We start from the raw sequence: 20,088 nt of genomic DNA, 5'->3' as shown, positions 1-20,088 counted from the left end.
TAACGAAATGGAATAAGTATATTTTTTTAAAAAAGTACTTGTTTATCGTCTTTTAGGCGTTACGCGATTGTAGAAAAACAATACTCCAGCCAAAATTTCTAAGACTAAACCAACAATTAGGATAGTGTTGGAGTATATTTCCATTTTAAAAATTTTTAAGACAGCTCCTAACAGTACTAATAACAATCCTACTACAAGTAATTGAGATGATTTGTTTTTCATAAATTTTAAAAGTAACAATGGATTTTCATAGATTTAAAATAATAGAGGCTCTTTCGAACCTCTATCACATTAACTCCCTTATTAAAACAAATTGATTAAAGTGATTATTTTTCGCAAAAATTATAAAACACCTCTTTCTAAATAAGTAATAAAAAGCCCTTCCCAATGATTTATAGTAAAATTCTTGCTATGAAAAAATCTTACTTCCTTAGTAATAAGTGGAAATTTAGGAAAGTAGATCATTGGGTTTGGGGCTAAATTATACATAATGTGTTTAGCTACACTTGCTGTTTCAATTCTGATACAAATATAACGATATACTTAGGACTTTATTTAATAAAAAACCGCAATTCTTTCGAAAAAAAACCACAAATTTTTACGGTTTAAACCGTAAAAATTTGTGGTTTTTTAATGCATATTTTGTGGTTAAATACCTAAGAAAAAATAAATTAACTACGTAATTTAGTGCAACTAAATTAAGGGATTATGCAAAATAGATATTCTATAATAGAGAATAACAAATCGACAATCAAAAAAATACAGAGTTTTTTTGATAATACAGTAGATTTTGCATGTGTAGGTGCTTCAGAATGTTATAACCAATCGCTTGATACTATTTTAGAATATACACCAGATATTGTTTTTATTGATGTAGATTACAGCAAAGATAATTGTACGAATGCCTTTAGTTTTGTAAACGAATTGTACAAATACCTTACTGATATGCCTCATATTATCGCTTTGTCAGCAACAAAAGATGAAGCGTACAACTGTATGAAAAATAATTTTTACGATTATATTTTAAAACCCATAAATGATTTTGAGTTGCGTAAATCTGTAGCTAGGCTAAAATTAGAGCCTAAACAACCTTCCAATAAATTATGCTTAAAGTCATATAAAGACTACCGATTTATTGAAATGGACGAAATTCTATTTTTAAAAGCTGACAATACATCCACAGATTTCTTTATGGATGATGGCACTACAATTAGTGCTTATAAGACACTTAAGTTTTTTGAAGGTATATTACCTGAAAATTTTACTAGAATCCACAATAGCTATATTGTAAACCAAAAATACGTATCTAGAATCCACTTTGGTAAATCTAAATGCACCATTAAGCAAAATAGTTTTGCCATTCCATTTTCAAAAACGTATAAAGAAAATGTCGTTGTTTTAGAAAAATCTATTTCTAAAAATGCACTATTGTCATTAAATTAAGAATTTAATTTTTCCACTTACTATCATGTGTGGGTAATACACTTCTCTTTGCCTATCATCTACTATAACCTTGCTAAATTATTAGCTTTAGGTTGTGTCTCAGCGTAGTTTTGTTACAGAATTTGAAGCTTCAAAATCAATTCAACTAGTTAAATAAAATGCTTGTAAAGACACTATTTACGAGCTTAAATAAAAAATTAATTATAACCTACTAAAAAAATAGAAACTATGAAGAACTTAAAAAACATTTTTGCACTATTACTATTATCAGTTGCTTTTTACTCTTGTGATGCAGATGCAACATTAGATGAAGCCGCACAAGCCGAGCAAACAGAATTTGATGTAAAAACTTCTGCTGATACTGGAGATCAAGGAAATGAAGTTGATGAGAGGGATGATGATTAAAAAATGATACTTTTTCAAATTTATAATAAAACCTTAAGTAATTTGCTTAGGGTTTTTTGATTTTATTGGATAGCTTTGTAGAGCATAATCAAATTGTCAAATAGATTGAAATATTTAAATCTTTATATTACATTTTTAATTGGCTTTTCAATTATTACATTTCCTAGGGATAATTTTCTAGGTCAAGATAATTCTACAAAAAATAAGGATAGTATAAATATTTGGATTAATTATTCAAGTGATAATAAACTTTCAATCCAAAAAAGGAAATTATATTTAGAGAAAGCATTAAAAAATACACTTTTAGAAAGTATAGACACACTTAGAAATACTTATTTTTCAGAAATAGCTTTGAACTATTACAGGTTAAATGATTCTTTATCGTTTCGAAAAGTGAATAATCTATCTACTCAATTATCTTTTAAATTAGGAGATTCAAAAACACTTGCCTTTAATTATTGGGATCTGGGAAATTTTTTTAATAAAGAAAATGTTAAAGACAGTGCCTACTATTATTATTATCAAGCCCATAAGGTTTATAAGGAGAGAAGTGATGATTATCGTTCTGGTAGAATGCTAATGAACATGGCCATTATTCAATCTGATCTTAGAGATTATACAGGTAGCGAAGTGACAGCTATAAAAGCCATTGAATTATTAAAGCCCTTGGAGAAAAACAGACAGTTATATAAATGTTATAACAACTTGGGTATTGTATTTAATGAGCTACAAGAATATGATAAAGCATTATTTTATCATAACAAAGCATTAGAATATGAAGCCAAAATAACAATCAAAAATACTTTCAAACCCAATACCTTAAATAATATAGGTGTAGTTTATAAAAATAACAATCAACATGATAAAGCTATAAACAATTATATACAAGCCCTAAAAACAGATAGCTTAAAAGAAAAGAATACTGAGCTATACGCCATGTTGTTGGACAATTTAGCTTATAGTAAGTTTAAATTAAAGGATACTATAGGCATAAGTGAATTATTTCATGAATCTTTACAGCTCAGAGATAGCATTGGGGATATTTCAGGAAAAACCATTAATAAATTGCATTTGGCAGAATATTATGCCACGTATAATGATTCCATAAAAGCTTTACAATTAGCAAATGAAGCTAAAGACTTGGCAGAACGGTCAAAAAATTATAGAGACCTTTTGGCTTCCTTATTATTATTATTATCAAAATTGGATAAAAACAATAGTGATACATATACACAACGCTATATAGCCCTAAATGATGAATTATTAAAAGAAGAAAGAGCTATCAGAAATAAATTTGCTCGTATCCGTTTTGAAACTGATGAGTTTATAGAGGAAAACGAAGCATTGGCTGAGGAAAAAGAAGTGCTGACCGAACAAAAAAAACGCATTCTGATTATAAGTTCAATAGCTTTATTACTAGGTGTTTTAATTTATATAATTAGAGACCAGCGGCTAAAAAATATCAGGTTAAAATTAGAAAAAGAACAGCAACAAGCCAATGAAGAAATCTATAATTTAATGCTTACGCAACAATACAAACTCGACGAAGGTAAGCGAAATGAGAAAAAAAGAATGTCCGAAGAACTGCATGACGGAGTATTGGGTAATTTATACGGAATTAAAATGAACTTAGCGGTTCTAAATCCTCAAAATAACCCTGACGCTGTTTCAAAAAGAGAAGAATTCATTGAAGGTCTTTCTAATGTTATTGACGAAATAAGAAGCGTCTCGCATGAGTTACATGCCAATGCCATTGATGCTGATGTAGGTTATACACAACTAATTGAAGATCTTTTGATTCAAAAAAGTAAAACCAATGGCTATAATTATGAGTTGTTGTCAGATACTGATACAAATTGGCAAGAAATACCTGGAGATATAAAAATGAATATTTACCGCATTGTTCAAGAAGCAGTTCAAAATATAAATAAATATGCTAAGGCAAATAACGTAAAAGTTATATTAAAAAGTGACGATAATTCCATACACCTAACAATAATTGACGATGGAATAGGCTTTAATACAAATGCCAAAAAAGACGGAATAGGAATTAAAAATATTAAATCTAGAGTGGAACGTCTAAATGGCAACGTAGCATTTAATTCTGAACTGAAAAAAGGAACTTCAATAGTAGTTAACATACCATATACTATTATCTAATAATAATTTACTAACTTTGTTAGATACCCTTTTCCTCTTTTACTGTAATGAAAAAGCTAATAAACACATTAATAGTGGACGATAATCCAATGATTATCGAAGCTTATAAAAGTATGTTTAATTATGCCGATCTTGAAGATTTTAATATACAGATTGACATTGCTTCTGATTGTGAAGAGGCCATTACTAAAATGAAACAGGCCGTATCCGAAAAAGTATACGATCTTTTTTATTTTGATATGAATTTACCACCCTCATTAGATGGGAACTATAAATCAGGGGAAGATTTAGCTTTATATGCAAAAAAGAACTTCTCAAAGGCGAAAGTGGTTATTTTAACCTTAAATAACGATAGCCTTAGTATCCATAATATATTAACAAAGATTAACCCTGACGGATTATTAATTAAAAACGATAGCAATCCCGCTGAGTTTATTTCTGGTTTTAAGACCATTTTGAGAAACCCTCCATTTTACAGCAATACTGTAGTTAAATACCTGAATAATATCAATCTCCGTAAAGAAAAGGATCAATTTGACGATAATGATATTAAAATCTTAATGCATTTGGAACAAGGTATTAAAACTAAAGATTTAGATCAATATATTAATCTGTCTTTGAGTTCTATTGAAAAGAAAAAAAGTCATTTGAGAAAACTACTCGATGTTAAAAAAGGAAATGACGAAGACCTTATTCGCATTGCCAAAGAAAAAGGACTTATTTAAAGCATAATAGCCTATTTTTGCAATAAATAATAAAGCTAAATGCGTACAAAATCTACCAAGCAAAATAAAATCAATGTTGTTACTTTAGGCTGCTCTAAAAACGTTTATGACTCTGAAGTATTGATGGGGCAATTGCAAGCTAATGGTAAAGAAGTGGTTCATGAAGATGAAAATGATGATGGCAATATTGTGGTCATAAATACTTGTGGATTTATCGGAAAAGCCAAAGAGGAATCCATCAATACAATTTTGCATTATGCACATAAAAAAGAAAAGGGTGAGGTGGACAAGGTTTTTGTAACCGGTTGTTTAAGTGAGCGTTATAAGCCCGATCTAGAGAAGGAAATATCTGATGTTGATGCGTATTTTGGCACGCACGACTTGCCCAATTTATTAAAAGTTTTAGAAGCCGATTATAAGCACGAATTGATTGGCGAACGCTTAACCACCACACCCAAGCATTATGCCTATTTAAAAATTGCCGAAGGCTGTGATAGGCCTTGTTCCTTTTGTGCCATTCCGTTAATGCGTGGTAAACATATTTCTACTCCCATTGAGAATTTGGTAAAAGAAGCCGAAAGTTTAGCCGAAAAAGGTATTAAAGAACTGATTTTAATTGCTCAAGATTTAACCTATTATGGATTGGATATTTACAAAAAAAGGGCTTTGGCAGATTTGCTTAAAGAACTGGCAAAAGTTAAGGGCATAGAATGGATTCGTTTACATTATGCGTTTCCAACGGGTTTTCCCTTAGATGTGCTTGAGGTAATGAAAAATGAACCTAAAGTTTGTAATTATTTAGACATACCATTACAGCATATTAATACGGAGATATTAAAATCCATGCGTCGCGGTACTACGCACGAAAAGACTACAAATCTTATAAAACAATTTAGAACTGCTGTCCCCGAAATGGCTATTAGAACTACTTTGATTGTGGGATATCCCGGCGAGACCGAAGAAATTTTTGAAGAACTGAAAGATTGGGTTATCGCAACTCGTTTTGACAGGCTAGGGGCATTTGCCTATTCGCATGAAGAAAATACACATGCTGCCACTTTGGTTGATGACATTCCGGATACGATTAAAGAACAACGCGTTGCTGAAATAATGGAAATTCAAAGTCAAATTTCTTTTGAACTGAATCAAGAAAAAGTAGGTAAAACGTTTAAATGTATTTTTGATAGAAAGGAAGGAAATTACTTTTTTGGTAGAACTGAATTTGATTCACCCGATGTTGATAACGACGTTATTGTTGATGCCACTAAACATTATGTGCAACTCGGACAGTTTGTTAACGTAAAAATAACAGAGGCTGGTGATTTTGATTTGTACGGAGAGCCAATCTCCAACGTAAATGGTAAATAAAATGGTTCTTCTCCTCGCGATAGCTATCGGGATTCAAAGGGAGGTGTCCGAAGGACAGAGGGGTTTTCTTTTTTAAGTCTTAAATTTTAAATCTTGAATCTTTTCATTACTTTTATCACATGATAGAAGACGATTGTACTACTCAGATTCCTTTTTCCAAAACAGGCTATTTTTCTGATATTATTTGTGATTATCTTGATGAAAAGGATAAGATTAAATCGTTCTATTCAAACTTTCCTAATATTTCGGGTTTTAAAAAGCAAATCGAAACAAAACGGTTGTCAGTTACAGCAGAGTCGAGAACTGTTTTAGTCAACTCTTTAGAAAATCAATATCAAAATGTTGAAGCTTCTGAGTTAACAAAGCGAAATATACAGCTTCTCAAAAAGGAAAATACGTTTACCGTCACAACGGGTCATCAACTCAATTTATTTACAGGCCCGCTATACTTTTTGTATAAAATTATATCAACGATTAATCTTTGCAAACAATTAAAAGAAGAATTTCCTAATGATAACTTTGTTCCTATTTATTGGATGGCAACCGAAGATCATGATTTTGACGAAATTAATTATTTCAATTTTAAAGGTCAGAAAATAAGTTGGAATAGAGATAGTAAAGGCGGAGTAGGGCGTTTATCTACAAAAGGTTTAGAAGATGTTGCCGCTGTTTTTGAAAAAACGTTAGATGCCTCAAAAAATGCTAATTATTTGATACAGTTGTTTAAAGAGGCATATTTGAAACATGATACTTTAACAGAGGCTACTAGATATTTGACCAATAAATTATTTAGCGAATCTGGTTTGGTAATTATTGATGGAGATGATAAAAAATTAAAAGAGTTATTTATTCCTTTTGTAGGAGATGAACTTTTACATCAAACCAGTTTTAAAAAAGTATCGAAAAGTATAGAAGAACTTCAAAAGAATTATAATATTCAAGTAAATCCACGTGAAATTAATTTGTTTTACCTAACTAATGAGATTAGGGAACGTATTGTTTTTGAAGATGGAGTTTACAAAGTAGTGGATACTAACATATCTTGGGGTAAAGATGAATTGCTAAAACATCTCAAGGAGATGCCTGAAAGGTTTAGTCCTAATGTAATTATGAGACCATTATACCAAGAAGTTATATTGCCCAATTTGTGTTATATAGGTGGTGGCGGCGAGTTGGCATATTGGTTAGAACTCAAAGATTATTTTAATTCAGTGAAAGTTCCATTTCCTATTTTATTATTGCGAAATTCTGCTTTGATAATTTCAGAAAAACAGTGTAAAAAAGCTGAAAAGTTAAATGTTACTATTGACGAGTTATTTTTAAATCAAAATGAGTTAGTTAATAAAAAAATCAAGGAAATCTCAGAAATTAAGATTGATTTTTCCGAACAACGCAGCCATCTAGAGGCACAGTTTAAAGATTTAGCAGTATTGGCAAATAAAACAGATAAATCTTTTATTGGTGCCGTAAAAGCTCAAGAGGTAAAACAATTAAAAGGTTTGGACAAGTTGGAAAAACGATTGTTAAAAGCCCAAAAAAGAAAACTAAAGGATGAAGTAGATCGTGTAAAAAATCTTCAGGACGAACTATTTCCCAACCAAAGCTTGGAAGAACGGCAACGTAACTTTTCTGAATTGTATTTAGCTTATGGGGATAATTTGATTCCAACATTGATGGAAAAACTTCATCCATTACAAGGGAAATTTACAATAATTCAATTGTAGTGAAAAAGCGTTTTAAATACGTACTATTGGCTATTGTCATTATCCCATTATTGATGATTTTTATTGCTAATTATAGTGTTGTAAGTACATCAAAAGATAAAATATTTGATGATACTTCAACTATAAATTCGAATAAGGTTGGTTTAGTATTGGGTACTTCTAAGCTGTTAAAAAATGGACGTATTAATTTATTCTATCAATATAGAGTTGATGCCGCTGTGGCATTATATAAAGCTGGAAAAATTAAATTTATTTTAGTCAGTGGCGATAACTGCACAGTAGATAACGATGAACCAACAGATTTTAAAAACGATTTGATAGCAGGAGGAATTCCAGCTGAAAAAATATTTTTGGACTACGCTGGGTTTAGAACCTTAGATTCTGTAGTTAGAGCCAAGGAAATCTTCGGATTAACTGAAGTTACTTTTATTTCTCAAAAATTTCATAACGAAAGAGCTATTTATCTTGCCGAAAAAAATGGAATTAAAGCTATAGGTTTTAATGCAAAAGATGTTGGAGGGCAATCTGGAACAAAAGTGATGTTAAGAGAATATTTGGCTAGAGTAAAAGTTTTTGTTGACTTACTATTAGGTGTAGAGCCTCATTTTTTAGGTGAAAAAATTGAAATAAAATAATAGTTTAAAGTAGTCCGCAAATTTTTAAAGCTTTCTGATAAGCTTCAGCTCTAAAATAGGTATTGTAATTGGATAACTCTGATGGTAAAATCCAAATCAAATCTTCAAACTCATCATCTTGAGGCTTAAGTTTCATTTTATCGTTAAATTGTACTTTAACAATATTTAATTCTTGTCTTTTAAAAATATATTTATCCTCATTAGGGTAAACATAACCTACAGTTTCGGTATAGCTTTGTAAAATATCTTTTTCGGTTATACCAATAGCCAACTCTTCTTTCAATTCCCTGATAATACCATCAATAAAATATTCGCCTTTATCTAAACCGCCTTGCGGAAACTTATAACCACCATCTCTAGGAGAGGAACCAATTAAAACTTTTTTTTCGTCGTTTACTATTATAGCCATTACGGCTTTTCTAACTTCTTGCTTCATTCAGCCAAAGTTATCTAGAAAATATGTTTTTTGTCTTTTTTTGGTAATAAAGTTGAGGTTTTTCTGTATAGATTTTTGTTAGCTTAACAATATCATTAGAAAATAGGTCGATTGAGAAGAGCAATTTCTCTTTTAATGTGAGTACCTCTAATCCGGTTAAATAGGTATTCATTAAAAAGGGATGGTAGTTGCGTATGCTATCAAAGTAATTGGGGTCCAAAATATCATTGCTAACTAAATCGTTATTTATTTTGGCATAGACTTTAAATTTAGCCTTATCTAGTTTAGGCATAGTAACCAAATCGCTAAATAGTTTTACTTTTTGAACAAAGGAAAATTTACCATTTGCATTAAGAGTAGTTATGGTTTTTGAATCATTTCTTCCTAAATTCTTAACAAAATACTTTGTAAGTAAATCGTCAATAAGTAAAGTGTTTTTGTGAACTTTTTTTTCTAATTCTGTAATCATACATAGCAATTTTAAGCATTGTTCCGCTAAAAGTTATACGGAATAATAGCAAGGTTAAAAAAATGATAGTTAGAAAAATAGTTAGATAGAGCTCAAATATATTAAATAATATTGAGCAAATTAATGAAAATCAACCATTTACACTTTTTTATTAATAAATGGTATGTTTTTTCTGTTTTTTAGCAAAATGATAGCAGATAAAACAAAGACAATAATTGCCATATAAAAAACTTTGCCACCATCTCCATTTACTTCAATGCCTAATTCTGTGAGGTGAGAGAATATAGCACCTGAAATAATACCCAATGATAATAAGGCACCCATCCAAACTGTTTTTGGAATAAATAATAAAATTGCCGCAATTAATTCTAATATTCCAATTCCAATTCTGCCGTAAGGTTCAAGTCCTAATGTGCTAAATATATGAACACTATCCGGATGTGCTGAAAATTTAAAGTATAATGTTTGAACTAAAATAAATGCAACCACTAATCTTAAAATAAAATAAATTTTTGAGGTCATAATGCTATAATTTATGCTTTAGTCGAAAACGATCTAAAACCATACAAGTATATTTTGAACAATTTATAAACAAATAATGAAAGCAGCTGAAATTTTAAGAATTAAATTTTATTTTTGCAGATGCAAGAAAAAGTCCTAATTCTAGATTTTGGTTCACAAGTAACCCAACTCATTGCTCGTCGCATTAGAGAGCTAAATATATTTTGCGAAATTTTCCCATATAATAGTACCAATTTTAATGCTGACGATTACAAAGCTGTTATTTTATCCGGTAGTCCGTGTTCGGTAAATGCTGAAGATGCTCCTCAACCTGATTTATCAAAAATAAAAGGGAGAAAACCTTTGTTGGGTATTTGTTATGGGGCTCAATATCTAGTGCACTTTTATGGTGGTAAAGTCGGTGCGTCAAATACCAGAGAGTACGGAAGGGCAAAACTTTCTTACCTAGATCATAATGAAGATTTTTTCACCAATGTAAATGAAGGTAGTCAAGTTTGGATGAGCCATTCTGATACTATTTTAGAGTTGCCAAAGGGTTATAAAAATATTGCAAGTACTGAAGATGTGGTTTATGCAGCATATAAGATTGAAGAAGAAGATACTTATGCCATTCAATTTCATCCTGAAGTATATCATACTAAAGATGGTAAACAGATATTAGAAAATTTTTTAGTTAAAATTGCTAAGGTGGCTCAGAGTTGGACGCCTGATTCTTTTGTGGACTCCACTGTGGATAGACTAAAAGAACAATTAGGAGATGATAAAGTTGTATTGGGCTTATCTGGAGGTGTAGATTCCACAGTTGCTGCGGTACTTTTAGATAAAGCCATTGGCAAAAATTTATATTGTATTTTTGTTAATAATGGTTTGTTGCGTAAGAATGAATTTGAAAACGTATTAAACCAGTATGAGCATATGGGTTTAAACGTTAAGGGCGTAGATGCTTCGGCACGTTTTTTGAAAGCTCTTGAGGGAATTTCGGAACCTGAATTAAAACGTAAAGCCATTGGTGGTACATTTATTGAAGTTTTTGATGACGAAGCACATCATATTAAAGATGTAAAATGGTTAGCACAAGGTACTATTTATCCTGATGTAATTGAATCGGTTTCTGTGAGCGGTGGCCCATCTGCCACTATTAAGAGTCATCATAATGTAGGCGGTTTGCCAGATTTTATGAAATTAAAAATCGTAGAACCTTTACGGATGATTTTTAAAGATGAAGTTAGGAGAGTTGGAACGTCTATGGGAATTGATGCTGAATTATTGGGCAGACACCCTTTTCCGGGCCCAGGGTTGGGAATTAGGATTCTAGGTGATATTACAGCCGAGAAAGTAAGGATATTACAAGAAGTAGATGCTATTTTTGTAGATGGTCTAAAAAAATGGAATTTATATAATGGTGTTTGGCAGGCAGGAGCAATGTTGTTACCTGTTAATTCAGTAGGCGTAATGGGAGATGAGCGTACTTATGAAAAAGTTGTAGCTTTGAGAGCCGTTTCATCAACTGATGGCATGACTGCTGATTGGGTAAATTTACCTTATGAGTTTTTGCAGGAAACGTCAAATAAAATTATAAATGGTGTAAGAGGGGTAAACAGAGTAGTATATGATATTAGTTCTAAACCACCAGCAACAATTGAGTGGGAGTAAACCCTCAAATTAAAATGGATTTAATTAATTGAAAATGAATAAAATAAAATTAACGATACTGTTATTTTTTTTAGTAGCAGCAAGTGTTTTTTCTCAAGAAAAAAAATACATAACCCATCAAGTTAAAAAGGGAGAAACTGTATTTAGTATTACTCAAAAATTTAGCATTTCAAAAGCCGATTTTTTAAAACTAAACCCAGATATTAAGAATAATGAGGTAAGTATAGATCAAGTAGTTATAGTACCAAACAGTGCTTATAAGGCTATACCTAATATTGAAGATGGTGATTATGTGTTGGATGGGTTTTTATATCATAAAGTTTTACCACAGGAAAACTATTTTAGATTTAGAAAAGAATATGGAGCTTCTAAACGTGTACTTAGAAAACACAACGAAGTGCTAAGAGTAGGTGATTTAAAAGCAGGGCAAGTAATTAAAATACCTGTAAGAAGAGGCTATAAAGTTAAAGTTAAAGAAGTTAAAGCGGAAGATAAAACAGTAAAACCCTATTTGGTCAAACCTAAGGAAACCAAATATATGATTTCCAGACGTTACGGTATTTCAGTCGAAGAGTTGGAAAAGATGAATCCTAAGATTAAAGAGGGGCTAAAGGCTGATACTATAATTAATGTACCCAACAGAAAAGAAATTCCCGATGCGATAAATGATGATAGTATAACCCACCAAATTGAAAAAGGAGAAACCCTTTTTAGTTTAAGCCAAAAGTTTGAAATTTCTCAAGAACAATTGGTATTGAATAATCCTGAATTAAAGAATGGAGTTAAAGTAGGTGAAGTCATTAGAATCCCCAAAGTATTGACACTTGACAGTAGTCAAAGTTTTAGCGAAAACTTTTCCTTGAACAACAATTTAAAAGTAGCCATTCTACTACCGTTCACTACCGGAAAAAGCAGTTTGGATTTTGATACCGATAGAACCTTAAATATTGTAACCGATTTTTATTTAGGAGCAGAAATGGCTTTAGACTCATTAAAAAAACAAGGGGTCTCTATTTCCGCCAAAGTTTTTGATACGAAAAGTAAACTGACTGAAGTTTCCAAAATTATAAAAACCAATCAATTTAATGATGTTGATGCCGTAATTGGACCTCTATTTTTAAATAATGTAAAATTTGTATCGCAAAGTTTAGGTAGTCAGAATACTGCGATTATTTCTCCACTTTCATCCAAAGACCATAGTGTTTTTGCTTCTAAAAATACGATACAAGACACCCCTTCAGAAGAAGAGTTGTCTCAGAAAGTGTTAGATTATGTTAAAGAGAATTTTAAAGATGAAAATTTGGTTGTTATAAAAGACGATATCAAAGAAAATCAATTGCAATACACGAAGCAAATAGGTGAATTAAGAAAGATAGATTCTTTAGGGAAATTAAAAATATTAAGTCCTGAAAAAGGTTATATCAGACCTGATTTCTTTAAAAGAAGTATACTTGATAATAAAGAGAATTGGGTAATTTTATTGTCTGATGACCCATCAGTTACGAATGATGTTGTCCAGAATTTAGGGGCTATGCCTGAAAAAATCAATATTACACTTTTTGCACTACATCATAATGTGAACCTCAATGGCAACTTTGAAAAGGCTGAAAATCAACATTTAGCAAGAGTTAATTTACACTATGCAACGGAAAATTTCATTGATGAAAATAATAATAATGTTCAACAATTTATTAAAAGTTATAAGGCTAAAAATCACCTTGAGCCTTCAGAATATGCTTTTAAAGGTTTTGATATAACTTATGATGCATTGGCTCGTATGGCTACTTTTTCCATGGTTAACAGTGCGTTTTCTGGAGGTGCATCTGAAAGAATTTCAAGTAAATTTTTATATACTAAAAATGGGAATAGAGGTTTTATAAATAAAGGTATATTTTTAGTGAAGTATGACGGACTTAACTTAGTTGATGTGGAGAAAGTACCTGCAGAAAAGATAGAAATGACTGAATAAATAAAAATGTGAACTTGCACATAAATAAAGCCTGAAATTAAAAATTTCAGGCTTTATTTTTTGCTACTTATTTAAAAAAAGGGAAAAACCCCTTTTTAAAATGGGGGAAAACCCTCTTGACTTCATATTAATTGCAAGGTAAATTGAGAATTTAAATTTTATCTGATAAATTATATAAGGGATTGGGACATTTATTATGTGAACTCGTCCTATATGATTTTGTCTGTTAATTATTAGTTAATTAACTCATTGAAAGATAAAATATTAAGTTTATTTTTAGAAAAGAATTTTTTACTAACCATACCAACAAAAAAATTATGAAAACAAAACTAACATTTGCATTAATTATGATTATTGGAATTTTAATTACGGGATGTAAACAAAAAGAGCACCAGGAACAAAAAGAAGAAGTCACTGAAGTTAAAATCGATCTGTTAAATGACGAGTTTCCAGAAGCAAAACAAGAAATAATGGAGACATTTGATGCAATTGCACAAAGTCTTAAAGAAGGTGATATCGATAAACTTATTTCCTTTCACGCCTATAGTCCAAAGTTTACAGAATTTAAAAATGGGGAACTGAGAAATGACGGTGAGGCCAACGAAGCTTACGAACGTGAAGTTTTTGGTGCAGTAACCGAAGTTGTAAATTTCGACGCAAAGGATTTGCAAATTGCAGTTTATGGAGATGTAGCCAATGTTACCTTTCATTCAGATTTCCAATTAAAATTTGGAGAAGATCTTGTGGTAGTTAATGACCAGATTACACTTTTGTTTTTGAAAACTGAAAATGGATGGAAAATAGTTCATGAACACCATTCTCCGCTAAAGAAGGCTGAAAAAAAGTAAATAAAAACTAGTTTTAAAATTGTGAAAGGCCCATTTGCAATTATTAAGCCGACCAAAATGGTTTGAAGGGATATTCCGTTTAACCAATAAAACTAATAAAAACAAACAAATGAAAACTAAAACTAATCTTATTTTATTAGGCATTGTACTATTGCCGATCGCCTATTTTTTAAGTAGCACCTTTGCCGGAATTACCTCTGATGCTCCACCCAAAACGGGCTTTAATTTTATTAAATGTACGTCAACTAAATATTTACTGACAGACATAGACACTACTAGGCAGATATCACCGTTGTTTGAAAATTTGGGAAACCTTAATTTTACTATCAGTACCAAAAATGAAAGAGTACAAGCCTTTTTTAATCAAGGTATAAAATTAAGCTATGCTTTTAACCATGCTGAAGGACACCGTTCGTTTTTGGAAGCAGCTAGATTGGCTCCTGATGTGGCTATAAATTATTGGGGGCAAGCATTTGCTTTAGGACCAAATATTAATGATCCACAACCAGATGAAGAGAGATTGAATAAAATCAATGAAGCAATGGTTAAAGCAAAACAATTCTCATCTAAGGCAACTGCCAAGGAGCAGGCCTTAATTAAAGCCCTTTCGGCAAGATACAGTGAAGACTTAACAAAGGATGTAGCAGAACTCAATATGGATTATATGAACGCCATGGCAAAAGTAGTTCAACTATATCCTGAAGATGCTAACATTCAAATTTTATATGCTGCTTCGGTAATGAATACCGTGCCATGGAATTATTGGGATAAAGATGGAAATCCGTCTCCAAATATAAAAGAGGCTAAGCTTGCTCTTGAAAAAGCGATGCAACTTGAACCAGAGAATCCTGGAGGACATCACTACTATATTCACATGGTAGAACTGCCTTATCCGGATATGGGAGTTGCCAGTGCTGATAAACTAGCCTCGTTAATGCCTGGAGCGGGACATATCGTGCATATGCCTTCACATATTTATATTAGAGTAGGAAGATATTTGGATGCCGTTAAAGTGAATCAAGCTGCTATATTAGCGGACGAAGATTATATTTCTCAATGTTTTGCTCAAGGAATATATCCTCTGGGGTATTATCCTCATAATATTCATTTTTTATGGTCTTCTGCAAGTTTGCTAGGTGATAGCGACATTGCCATTGATGCTGCCAAAAAGACTGCTGAAAAAGTGCCTACAGGCGAGTTAGAGACACTAACTTTTTTACAAGATTTTGCGGCTACTCCTTTATTAGCCTATACGCGATTTGGAAAATGGAATGAAATTTTAACCATTCCAACTCCAAATCCAAAAATTAAACATTTGAGTTTGATACAACATTATGCTAGGGGAATTGCTTTTATTAGAAAAGGAAATATAAAAGATGCTCAGGAAGAATTGGAGGCTATTGCCGAGCTTAAAAAGGATCCAGAACTGGAAACATTGGTGGCTACTGCCAATAATGCATCCATCCATGCCGCCAATATAGCTTATGAAGTTGTGGCAGGAGAACTGGCTGCTCTTAAAGGAAACCTTTCAAAAGCAATAGAACATCTTGAAAACGCTGTGGCTTTTGAAGATGGTTTGACCTATACAGAACCTGCTGCTTGGCATATACCCACCCGCCAAAATTTGGGAGCTATATTGTTAAAAGCAGAAAAATTTAAAGAAGCAGAAAAAATCTATAAGGAAGACTTGGCTGTTTTAAGACAAAACGGATGGTCGCTAACAGGTTTGTATAAAAGCCTAAAAGCCCAAGGTAAAATAGAAGAAGCCAAAAAAATAAAAGAGGAATTTGGAAAGGCTTGGGAACATGCAGATATTGAAATAGAAAGTTCTGTGCTATAATTTACTGAAAAAGCCTGAAGTTGAAAACTTCAGGCTTTTTCACTATCATCTTTTTACCGCCTACTTTTTTAAACCAACATCGTAACAGGATTTTCGATATATCCTTTCAATGTCAATAAAAATTCAGCACCAGTTGCACCATCAACAGTTCTATGGTCGCAGGCTAATGTCAATTTCATGGTATTGCCAACTACAATTTGACCTTCTTTTACAATGGGCTTTTGAACAATGGCACCAACGGATAAAATTGCCGAATTCGGTTGATTTATAATCGAGGTAAAATCGGTTATGCCGAACATTCCCAAATTTGAAACCGTAAAAGTACTACCTTCCATTTCTTGAGGTGTTAGTTTTTTATTTCTAGCTTTTCCGGCATACTCTTTCACTTTAGCCCCAATTTGCTGTAAACTTTGTTCATTAGCAAATTTTAGAACAGGGACTAGTAAACCGTCTTCAACAGCAACAGCAACACCAATATGCACATGATGATTGATTTTCATTTTATCATCAAACCATTGTGAATTTACTTGCGGGTGTTCTTTTAACGCTAATGCCACTGCCTTAACAACCATATCATTATAAGAAATTTTGGTGTCAGGTACAGAATTAAACTGCTGTCTAAAAGCAATGGCATTATCCATATTAAACTCAACGTTTAAATAGTAATGTGGTGCCGTAAATTTAGATTCACCCAATCTACGGGCAATAACTTTACGCATTTGAGAGTTTGGTACTTCTTCAAAACTCTCTTGTCCACTAGGTACAAAAGGCATTGCAGATGATCCACCTTGACTTGGTGTAAAGTTTTCTACGTCGCTTTTTACGATACGGCCACCAGTTCCGGAACCTTTTACTTGAGCTAAATTTATACCTTTTTCTTGTGCTATTTTTTTAGCTAAAGGCGAAGCCAAAATACGCCCACCTGATTCGGTTGTGGTAACATTAGCTTCTTGAACTGGAGCAGTTTCTGTTTTTTGAACAGATTGCGATTCGCTCTTGGCTGTTTCTTTTTTAGGAGCAGGTTTATCCTCTGTTTTATCCTCGGATTTTGAAAAAGCACCTTCTTTAATAGATTTTACTAATCCGCTAATATCAGTTCCTTTTTCTCCAACAACCGCTAAAACACTATCAACTTCTGCGGTTTCTCCTTCATTGATACCAATATGAAGTAATGTACCTTCATAAAAAGATTCAAACTCCATAGTGGCTTTGTCAGTTTCTATTTCTGCTAAAATATCACCCTCTTTAACGACATCACCTTCTTTTTTAAGCCATGTAGCCACTGTCCCCTCAGTCATAGTATCACTTAAACGTGGCATGGTAATAATTTCTACACCATCAGGAATATCGGCACTAGCACTAGACTTAGCTTCTTCTTTGGTTTCTGTTTTTTCTTCTTTAGCAGCTTCCTTTTCATCCTCTTTAGGAGCCTCTTCTTTAGCACCTTTCAATAAATCGGAAATATCCTCACCTTGTTCGCCAATAATAGCCAATAAAGTATCTACTTTAGAAGTCTCACCCTCTTGAATGCCAATGTGTAACAATGTACCTTCATGGAAAGATTCAAACTCCATTGTAGCCTTATCGGTTTCAATTTCTGCAAGAATATCACCTTCGTTAACCGTGTCTCCAACTTTTTTTAACCATTTTGCTACAACACCCTCTTCCATGGTATCGCTCAAACGGGGCATGTTAATAATTTCTGCCATAAATTTTATTTTAAAACTTTATTCTAGTACTAGTTTTCTATTACCAATTTAATTTTTATAATCTATGTTTCAAAAATGGATAATCTTCTTGCTCGTAAACCACATCGTACAATAATTGCTTATCCGGATATGGAGATTCTTCCGCAAATTTTTCGCATTCTGCTACTTTTTCTTTAACCTCTTTATCGATAGCCTTTATTTCGTCATCGGTAGCGTATTTTTCTTTTTTGATAATATCCAATATTTGAGTTATGGGGTCTAATTTTTTGTATTCAGCAACTTCATCTTTAGTTCTGTAATGTTGGGCATCACTCATAGAGTGTCCCCTGTACCTGTACGTTTTAACTTCTAAAAAGTAAGGCCCATCTTTTCGGGCATGTTCAATAGCTTCGTACATAGCTTCTGCCACTTTTACAGGGTTCATTCCGTCAACTGGCTTGCTAGGCATATCATAGCCTAACCCTAACTTATAAATTTCTGTATGGTTTGCAGTCCGTTCTACACTGGTTCCCATGGCATAACCATTATTTTCACAGACAAATACAACTGGTAATTTCCAAAGCATGGCCAAGTTAAAAGTTTCGTGCAGAGAACCTTGTCGTGCAGCCCCATCACCAAAACAAGTTAGCGTGACGGCATCACTTCCTTTGTATTTATCACCAAAAGCAATTCCAGCACCTAGTGGTATTTGACCACCTACAATGCCATGTCCTCCGTAAAAACGATGTTCCTTTGAAAAAATATGCATAGAACCACCCAAGCCATGAGAAGTTCCGGTTTGTTTACCATATAGTTCCGCCATAACCCGTTTAGGGTCTTCTCCCATGCCAATAGGCTGCACATGATTTCGATATGCGGTTATCATTTTATCTTTGGTCAGGTCCATGGCGTGCAGTGCACCCGCCAATACTGCTTCTTGACCGTTATATAAGTGTAAAAAGCCTCTGACTTTTTGCTGTATATAAACGGCGGCCAGTTTATCTTCAAACTTTCGCCAAAACAGCATATCTTTGTACCAATTGATGTAGGTCTCTTTTGTTATTTCCTTCATTTTCTTTAAAAGTAAAATTTACAAACGCAATTACAAAAATACTATTTTAGATGTAGTTCTAAAAGAAACAGTGGATTTTATTTTTAGTGCTTTGCAGATAGGCATTATGAGCCTGATACCACGTTATTTTTTTGCTAAACTTTTTGATGAAGCCCACCTGGTTAATTTCCACTCTTTTTGTTCCAATTTAGATAAAAAAGTCCAAGCCACAATTCGACTTGATTTGTTACCTGTACCCATTGGGATAGTTTTAACTTCAATTGCGTTAAAGCCGTCCAATGCTTTGTATATTTGGTTGAGATTAGATTGTTTGGAGACCAATGTTGAAAACCAATAACAGTTTTTACCAAATTTTTTACTTTCTCTAACCATATTGGTAATAAACTTAGATTCACCGCCATCACAAACCAATTCATTATAAATTCCAGCAAAATTGAGTTGTGGTGTTTTTACTTTTTTACCCGATAAATTTTTGACTTTCCGTTGTGTGCCACGTCGAGCATCTTCGATAGAGGCATGAAAAGGAGGATTACAAATAGAGATGTCTATTTTATCTTCTCGGGTCAGTATTCCATAAAAAACATCCTTAGGGTTTTCTTGTAACCTAAAAGAAACTTTGCCTTTGAGTGAAAGGTTAGCATCAATTATCTGTTGTGAAGATGCTATTGATTTTGAATCAATATCAGACCCTATAAAATTCCAACCGTATTCGGTAGCTCCTAAAATGGGGTAAATACAACTTGCCCCAATACCAATATCCAAACAGGTGATTTTATTTCCAGTAGGGATTTTCCCAAAATTATGCTCACATAATAAATCGGCCATATGGTGAATATAATCTGCTCTTCCAGGAATGGGTGGGCATAAATTTTCATCTGGAAAATTCCAATTTTTAATGTCGTAATAGTGATGCAATAATGCCCTATTTAATATTTTTATAGCCTTGGGGTTTGAGAAATCTATAGAATCATCGCCATATTTATTGGGTTTAACAAAAGCTGCCAATTCAGGGTTTGAGTTAACCAATACCTTTAAATCATAACGTTCTCGGTTTTTGTTTCGAGGATGTAAATTGGACTTTGTGGAATTGGATTTTTTTGAAGGCATTTATTCTATATTCATATTGATAAG

At 32.5% G+C, this 20,088-nt stretch carries 18 protein-coding genes; 11 read left to right on the top strand and 7 right to left on the bottom strand.

The window, feature by feature from the left end:
- Positions 1–42: 42 nt before the first annotated feature.
- Positions 43–222 (bottom strand): hypothetical protein, encoded by a 180-nt coding sequence (locus U5A88_RS09895; protein ID WP_354206014.1) that lies wholly within the window; start codon positions 220–222, stop codon positions 43–45.
- Positions 223–708: 486 nt separating this feature from the next.
- Between U5A88_RS09895 and U5A88_RS09890 the strand changes: the two genes are divergently transcribed.
- The 7 genes from U5A88_RS09890 to U5A88_RS09860 all read left to right on the top strand — a co-directional run bounded on the left by U5A88_RS09890 (position 709) and on the right by U5A88_RS09860 (position 8,460).
- Positions 709–1,443, top strand: a complete 735-nt coding sequence (locus tag U5A88_RS09890) for a LytR/AlgR family response regulator transcription factor (RefSeq protein ID WP_354206012.1) — start codon at positions 709–711, stop codon at positions 1,441–1,443.
- Between the two features lie 228 nt (positions 1,444–1,671).
- A complete protein-coding gene (locus U5A88_RS09885; RefSeq protein WP_354206010.1) occupies positions 1,672–1,848 on the top strand; it encodes a hypothetical protein in 177 nt (58 codons plus the stop codon).
- 105 nt (positions 1,849–1,953) lie between these two features.
- Positions 1,954–4,008 (top strand): tetratricopeptide repeat-containing sensor histidine kinase, encoded by a 2,055-nt coding sequence (locus U5A88_RS09880; RefSeq protein ID WP_354206008.1) that lies wholly within the window; start codon positions 1,954–1,956, stop codon positions 4,006–4,008.
- Between the two features lie 47 nt (positions 4,009–4,055).
- Positions 4,056–4,733 (top strand): response regulator, encoded by a 678-nt coding sequence (locus U5A88_RS09875; RefSeq protein ID WP_354206006.1) that lies wholly within the window; start codon positions 4,056–4,058, stop codon positions 4,731–4,733.
- Between the two features lie 39 nt (positions 4,734–4,772).
- Positions 4,773–6,101 (top strand): 30S ribosomal protein S12 methylthiotransferase RimO, encoded by a 1,329-nt coding sequence (gene rimO / locus U5A88_RS09870; protein WP_354206004.1) that lies wholly within the window; start codon positions 4,773–4,775, stop codon positions 6,099–6,101.
- Between the two features lie 119 nt (positions 6,102–6,220).
- Positions 6,221–7,825: a bacillithiol biosynthesis cysteine-adding enzyme BshC gene (bshC, locus tag U5A88_RS09865; protein ID WP_354206002.1), complete on the top strand. Its 1,605-nt coding sequence runs from the start codon at positions 6,221–6,223 to the stop codon at positions 7,823–7,825.
- Positions 7,825–8,460 (top strand): SanA/YdcF family protein, encoded by a 636-nt coding sequence (locus U5A88_RS09860; RefSeq protein WP_354206000.1) that lies wholly within the window; start codon positions 7,825–7,827, stop codon positions 8,458–8,460. The genes bshC and U5A88_RS09860 overlap by 1 nt, the downstream gene beginning before the upstream one ends.
- 4 nt (positions 8,461–8,464) lie before the next feature.
- On the opposite strand, the gene U5A88_RS09855 is transcribed toward U5A88_RS09860, so the two are convergent.
- The 3 genes from U5A88_RS09855 to U5A88_RS09845 form a co-directional block, all read right to left on the bottom strand.
- Positions 8,465–8,896 carry an NUDIX hydrolase gene (locus U5A88_RS09855; protein WP_354205998.1) on the bottom strand — a complete coding sequence of 144 codons (432 nt, stop codon included), beginning with the start codon at positions 8,894–8,896 and terminating at the stop codon, positions 8,465–8,467.
- Positions 8,897–8,906: 10 nt separating this feature from the next.
- Entirely contained in the window at positions 8,907–9,365 is a 459-nt protein-coding gene (locus U5A88_RS09850) for a hypothetical protein (protein ID WP_354205996.1), read from the bottom strand.
- Positions 9,366–9,503: 138 nt separating this feature from the next.
- Positions 9,504–9,887: a DoxX family protein gene (locus tag U5A88_RS09845; RefSeq protein WP_354205994.1), complete on the bottom strand. Its 384-nt coding sequence runs from the start codon at positions 9,885–9,887 to the stop codon at positions 9,504–9,506.
- A gap of 120 nt (positions 9,888–10,007) precedes the next feature.
- Between U5A88_RS09845 and guaA the strand changes: the two genes are divergently transcribed.
- The 4 genes from guaA (at position 10,008) to U5A88_RS09825 (ending at position 16,197) form a co-directional block, all read left to right on the top strand.
- Complete coding sequence (guaA, locus tag U5A88_RS09840) at positions 10,008–11,540, top strand: glutamine-hydrolyzing GMP synthase (RefSeq protein ID WP_354205992.1); 1,533 nt, start codon at positions 10,008–10,010, stop codon at positions 11,538–11,540.
- 34 nt (positions 11,541–11,574) lie between these two features.
- A complete protein-coding gene (locus U5A88_RS09835) occupies positions 11,575–13,509 on the top strand; it encodes a LysM peptidoglycan-binding domain-containing protein (protein ID WP_354205991.1) in 1,935 nt (644 codons plus the stop codon).
- Positions 13,510–13,826: 317 nt separating this feature from the next.
- A complete protein-coding gene (locus tag U5A88_RS09830) occupies positions 13,827–14,357 on the top strand; it encodes a nuclear transport factor 2 family protein (protein ID WP_354205989.1) in 531 nt (176 codons plus the stop codon).
- 109 nt (positions 14,358–14,466) lie between these two features.
- Positions 14,467–16,197: a tetratricopeptide repeat protein gene (locus U5A88_RS09825; protein ID WP_354205987.1), complete on the top strand. Its 1,731-nt coding sequence runs from the start codon at positions 14,467–14,469 to the stop codon at positions 16,195–16,197.
- Positions 16,198–16,265: 68 nt separating this feature from the next.
- Here the strand turns inward: U5A88_RS09825 and U5A88_RS09820 are convergent, their stop codons facing one another.
- The 3 genes from U5A88_RS09820 to rlmF all read right to left on the bottom strand — a co-directional run bounded on the left by U5A88_RS09820 (position 16,266) and on the right by rlmF (position 20,064).
- Positions 16,266–17,906: a pyruvate dehydrogenase complex dihydrolipoamide acetyltransferase gene (locus U5A88_RS09820; RefSeq protein WP_354205985.1), complete on the bottom strand. Its 1,641-nt coding sequence runs from the start codon at positions 17,904–17,906 to the stop codon at positions 16,266–16,268.
- 55 nt (positions 17,907–17,961) lie between these two features.
- Positions 17,962–18,957: a pyruvate dehydrogenase (acetyl-transferring) E1 component subunit alpha gene (gene pdhA, locus U5A88_RS09815; RefSeq protein WP_354205984.1), complete on the bottom strand. Its 996-nt coding sequence runs from the start codon at positions 18,955–18,957 to the stop codon at positions 17,962–17,964.
- Between the two features lie 123 nt (positions 18,958–19,080).
- On the bottom strand, positions 19,081–20,064 hold the full coding sequence (gene rlmF, locus U5A88_RS09810) for a 23S rRNA (adenine(1618)-N(6))-methyltransferase RlmF (protein WP_354205982.1): 984 nt from the start codon (positions 20,062–20,064) through the stop codon (positions 19,081–19,083).
- Positions 20,065–20,088: the final 24 nt, after the last annotated feature.

This window comes from Aureibaculum sp. 2308TA14-22 (genome assembly GCF_040538665.1).
GTDB lineage: Bacteria > Bacteroidota > Bacteroidia > Flavobacteriales > Flavobacteriaceae > Aureibaculum.
The sequence above is the reverse complement of the archived record's forward strand: the minus strand, read 5'-3'. Positions and strand labels throughout refer to the sequence as shown.

Coding starts and splice junctions, on each gene's coding strand:
- U5A88_RS09895 (WP_354206014.1), bottom strand. CDS start 222: ATGAAAAACAAATCATCTCAATTACTTGTAGTAGGATTGTTATTAGTA.
- U5A88_RS09890 (WP_354206012.1), top strand. CDS start 709: ATGCAAAATAGATATTCTATAATAGAGAATAACAAATCGACAATCAAA.
- U5A88_RS09885 (WP_354206010.1), top strand. CDS start 1,672: ATGAAGAACTTAAAAAACATTTTTGCACTATTACTATTATCAGTTGCT.
- U5A88_RS09875 (WP_354206006.1), top strand. CDS start 4,056: ATGAAAAAGCTAATAAACACATTAATAGTGGACGATAATCCAATGATT.
- rimO (WP_354206004.1), top strand. CDS start 4,773: ATGCGTACAAAATCTACCAAGCAAAATAAAATCAATGTTGTTACTTTA.
- bshC (WP_354206002.1), top strand. CDS start 6,221: ATGATAGAAGACGATTGTACTACTCAGATTCCTTTTTCCAAAACAGGC.
- U5A88_RS09855 (WP_354205998.1), bottom strand. CDS start 8,896: ATGAAGCAAGAAGTTAGAAAAGCCGTAATGGCTATAATAGTAAACGAC.
- U5A88_RS09850 (WP_354205996.1), bottom strand. CDS start 9,365: ATGATTACAGAATTAGAAAAAAAAGTTCACAAAAACACTTTACTTATT.
- U5A88_RS09845 (WP_354205994.1), bottom strand. CDS start 9,887: ATGACCTCAAAAATTTATTTTATTTTAAGATTAGTGGTTGCATTTATT.
- guaA (WP_354205992.1), top strand. CDS start 10,008: ATGCAAGAAAAAGTCCTAATTCTAGATTTTGGTTCACAAGTAACCCAA.
- U5A88_RS09835 (WP_354205991.1), top strand. CDS start 11,575: ATGAATAAAATAAAATTAACGATACTGTTATTTTTTTTAGTAGCAGCA.
- U5A88_RS09830 (WP_354205989.1), top strand. CDS start 13,827: ATGAAAACAAAACTAACATTTGCATTAATTATGATTATTGGAATTTTA.
- U5A88_RS09825 (WP_354205987.1), top strand. CDS start 14,467: ATGAAAACTAAAACTAATCTTATTTTATTAGGCATTGTACTATTGCCG.
- U5A88_RS09820 (WP_354205985.1), bottom strand. CDS start 17,906: ATGGCAGAAATTATTAACATGCCCCGTTTGAGCGATACCATGGAAGAG.
- pdhA (WP_354205984.1), bottom strand. CDS start 18,957: ATGAAGGAAATAACAAAAGAGACCTACATCAATTGGTACAAAGATATG.
- rlmF (WP_354205982.1), bottom strand. CDS start 20,064: ATGCCTTCAAAAAAATCCAATTCCACAAAGTCCAATTTACATCCTCGA.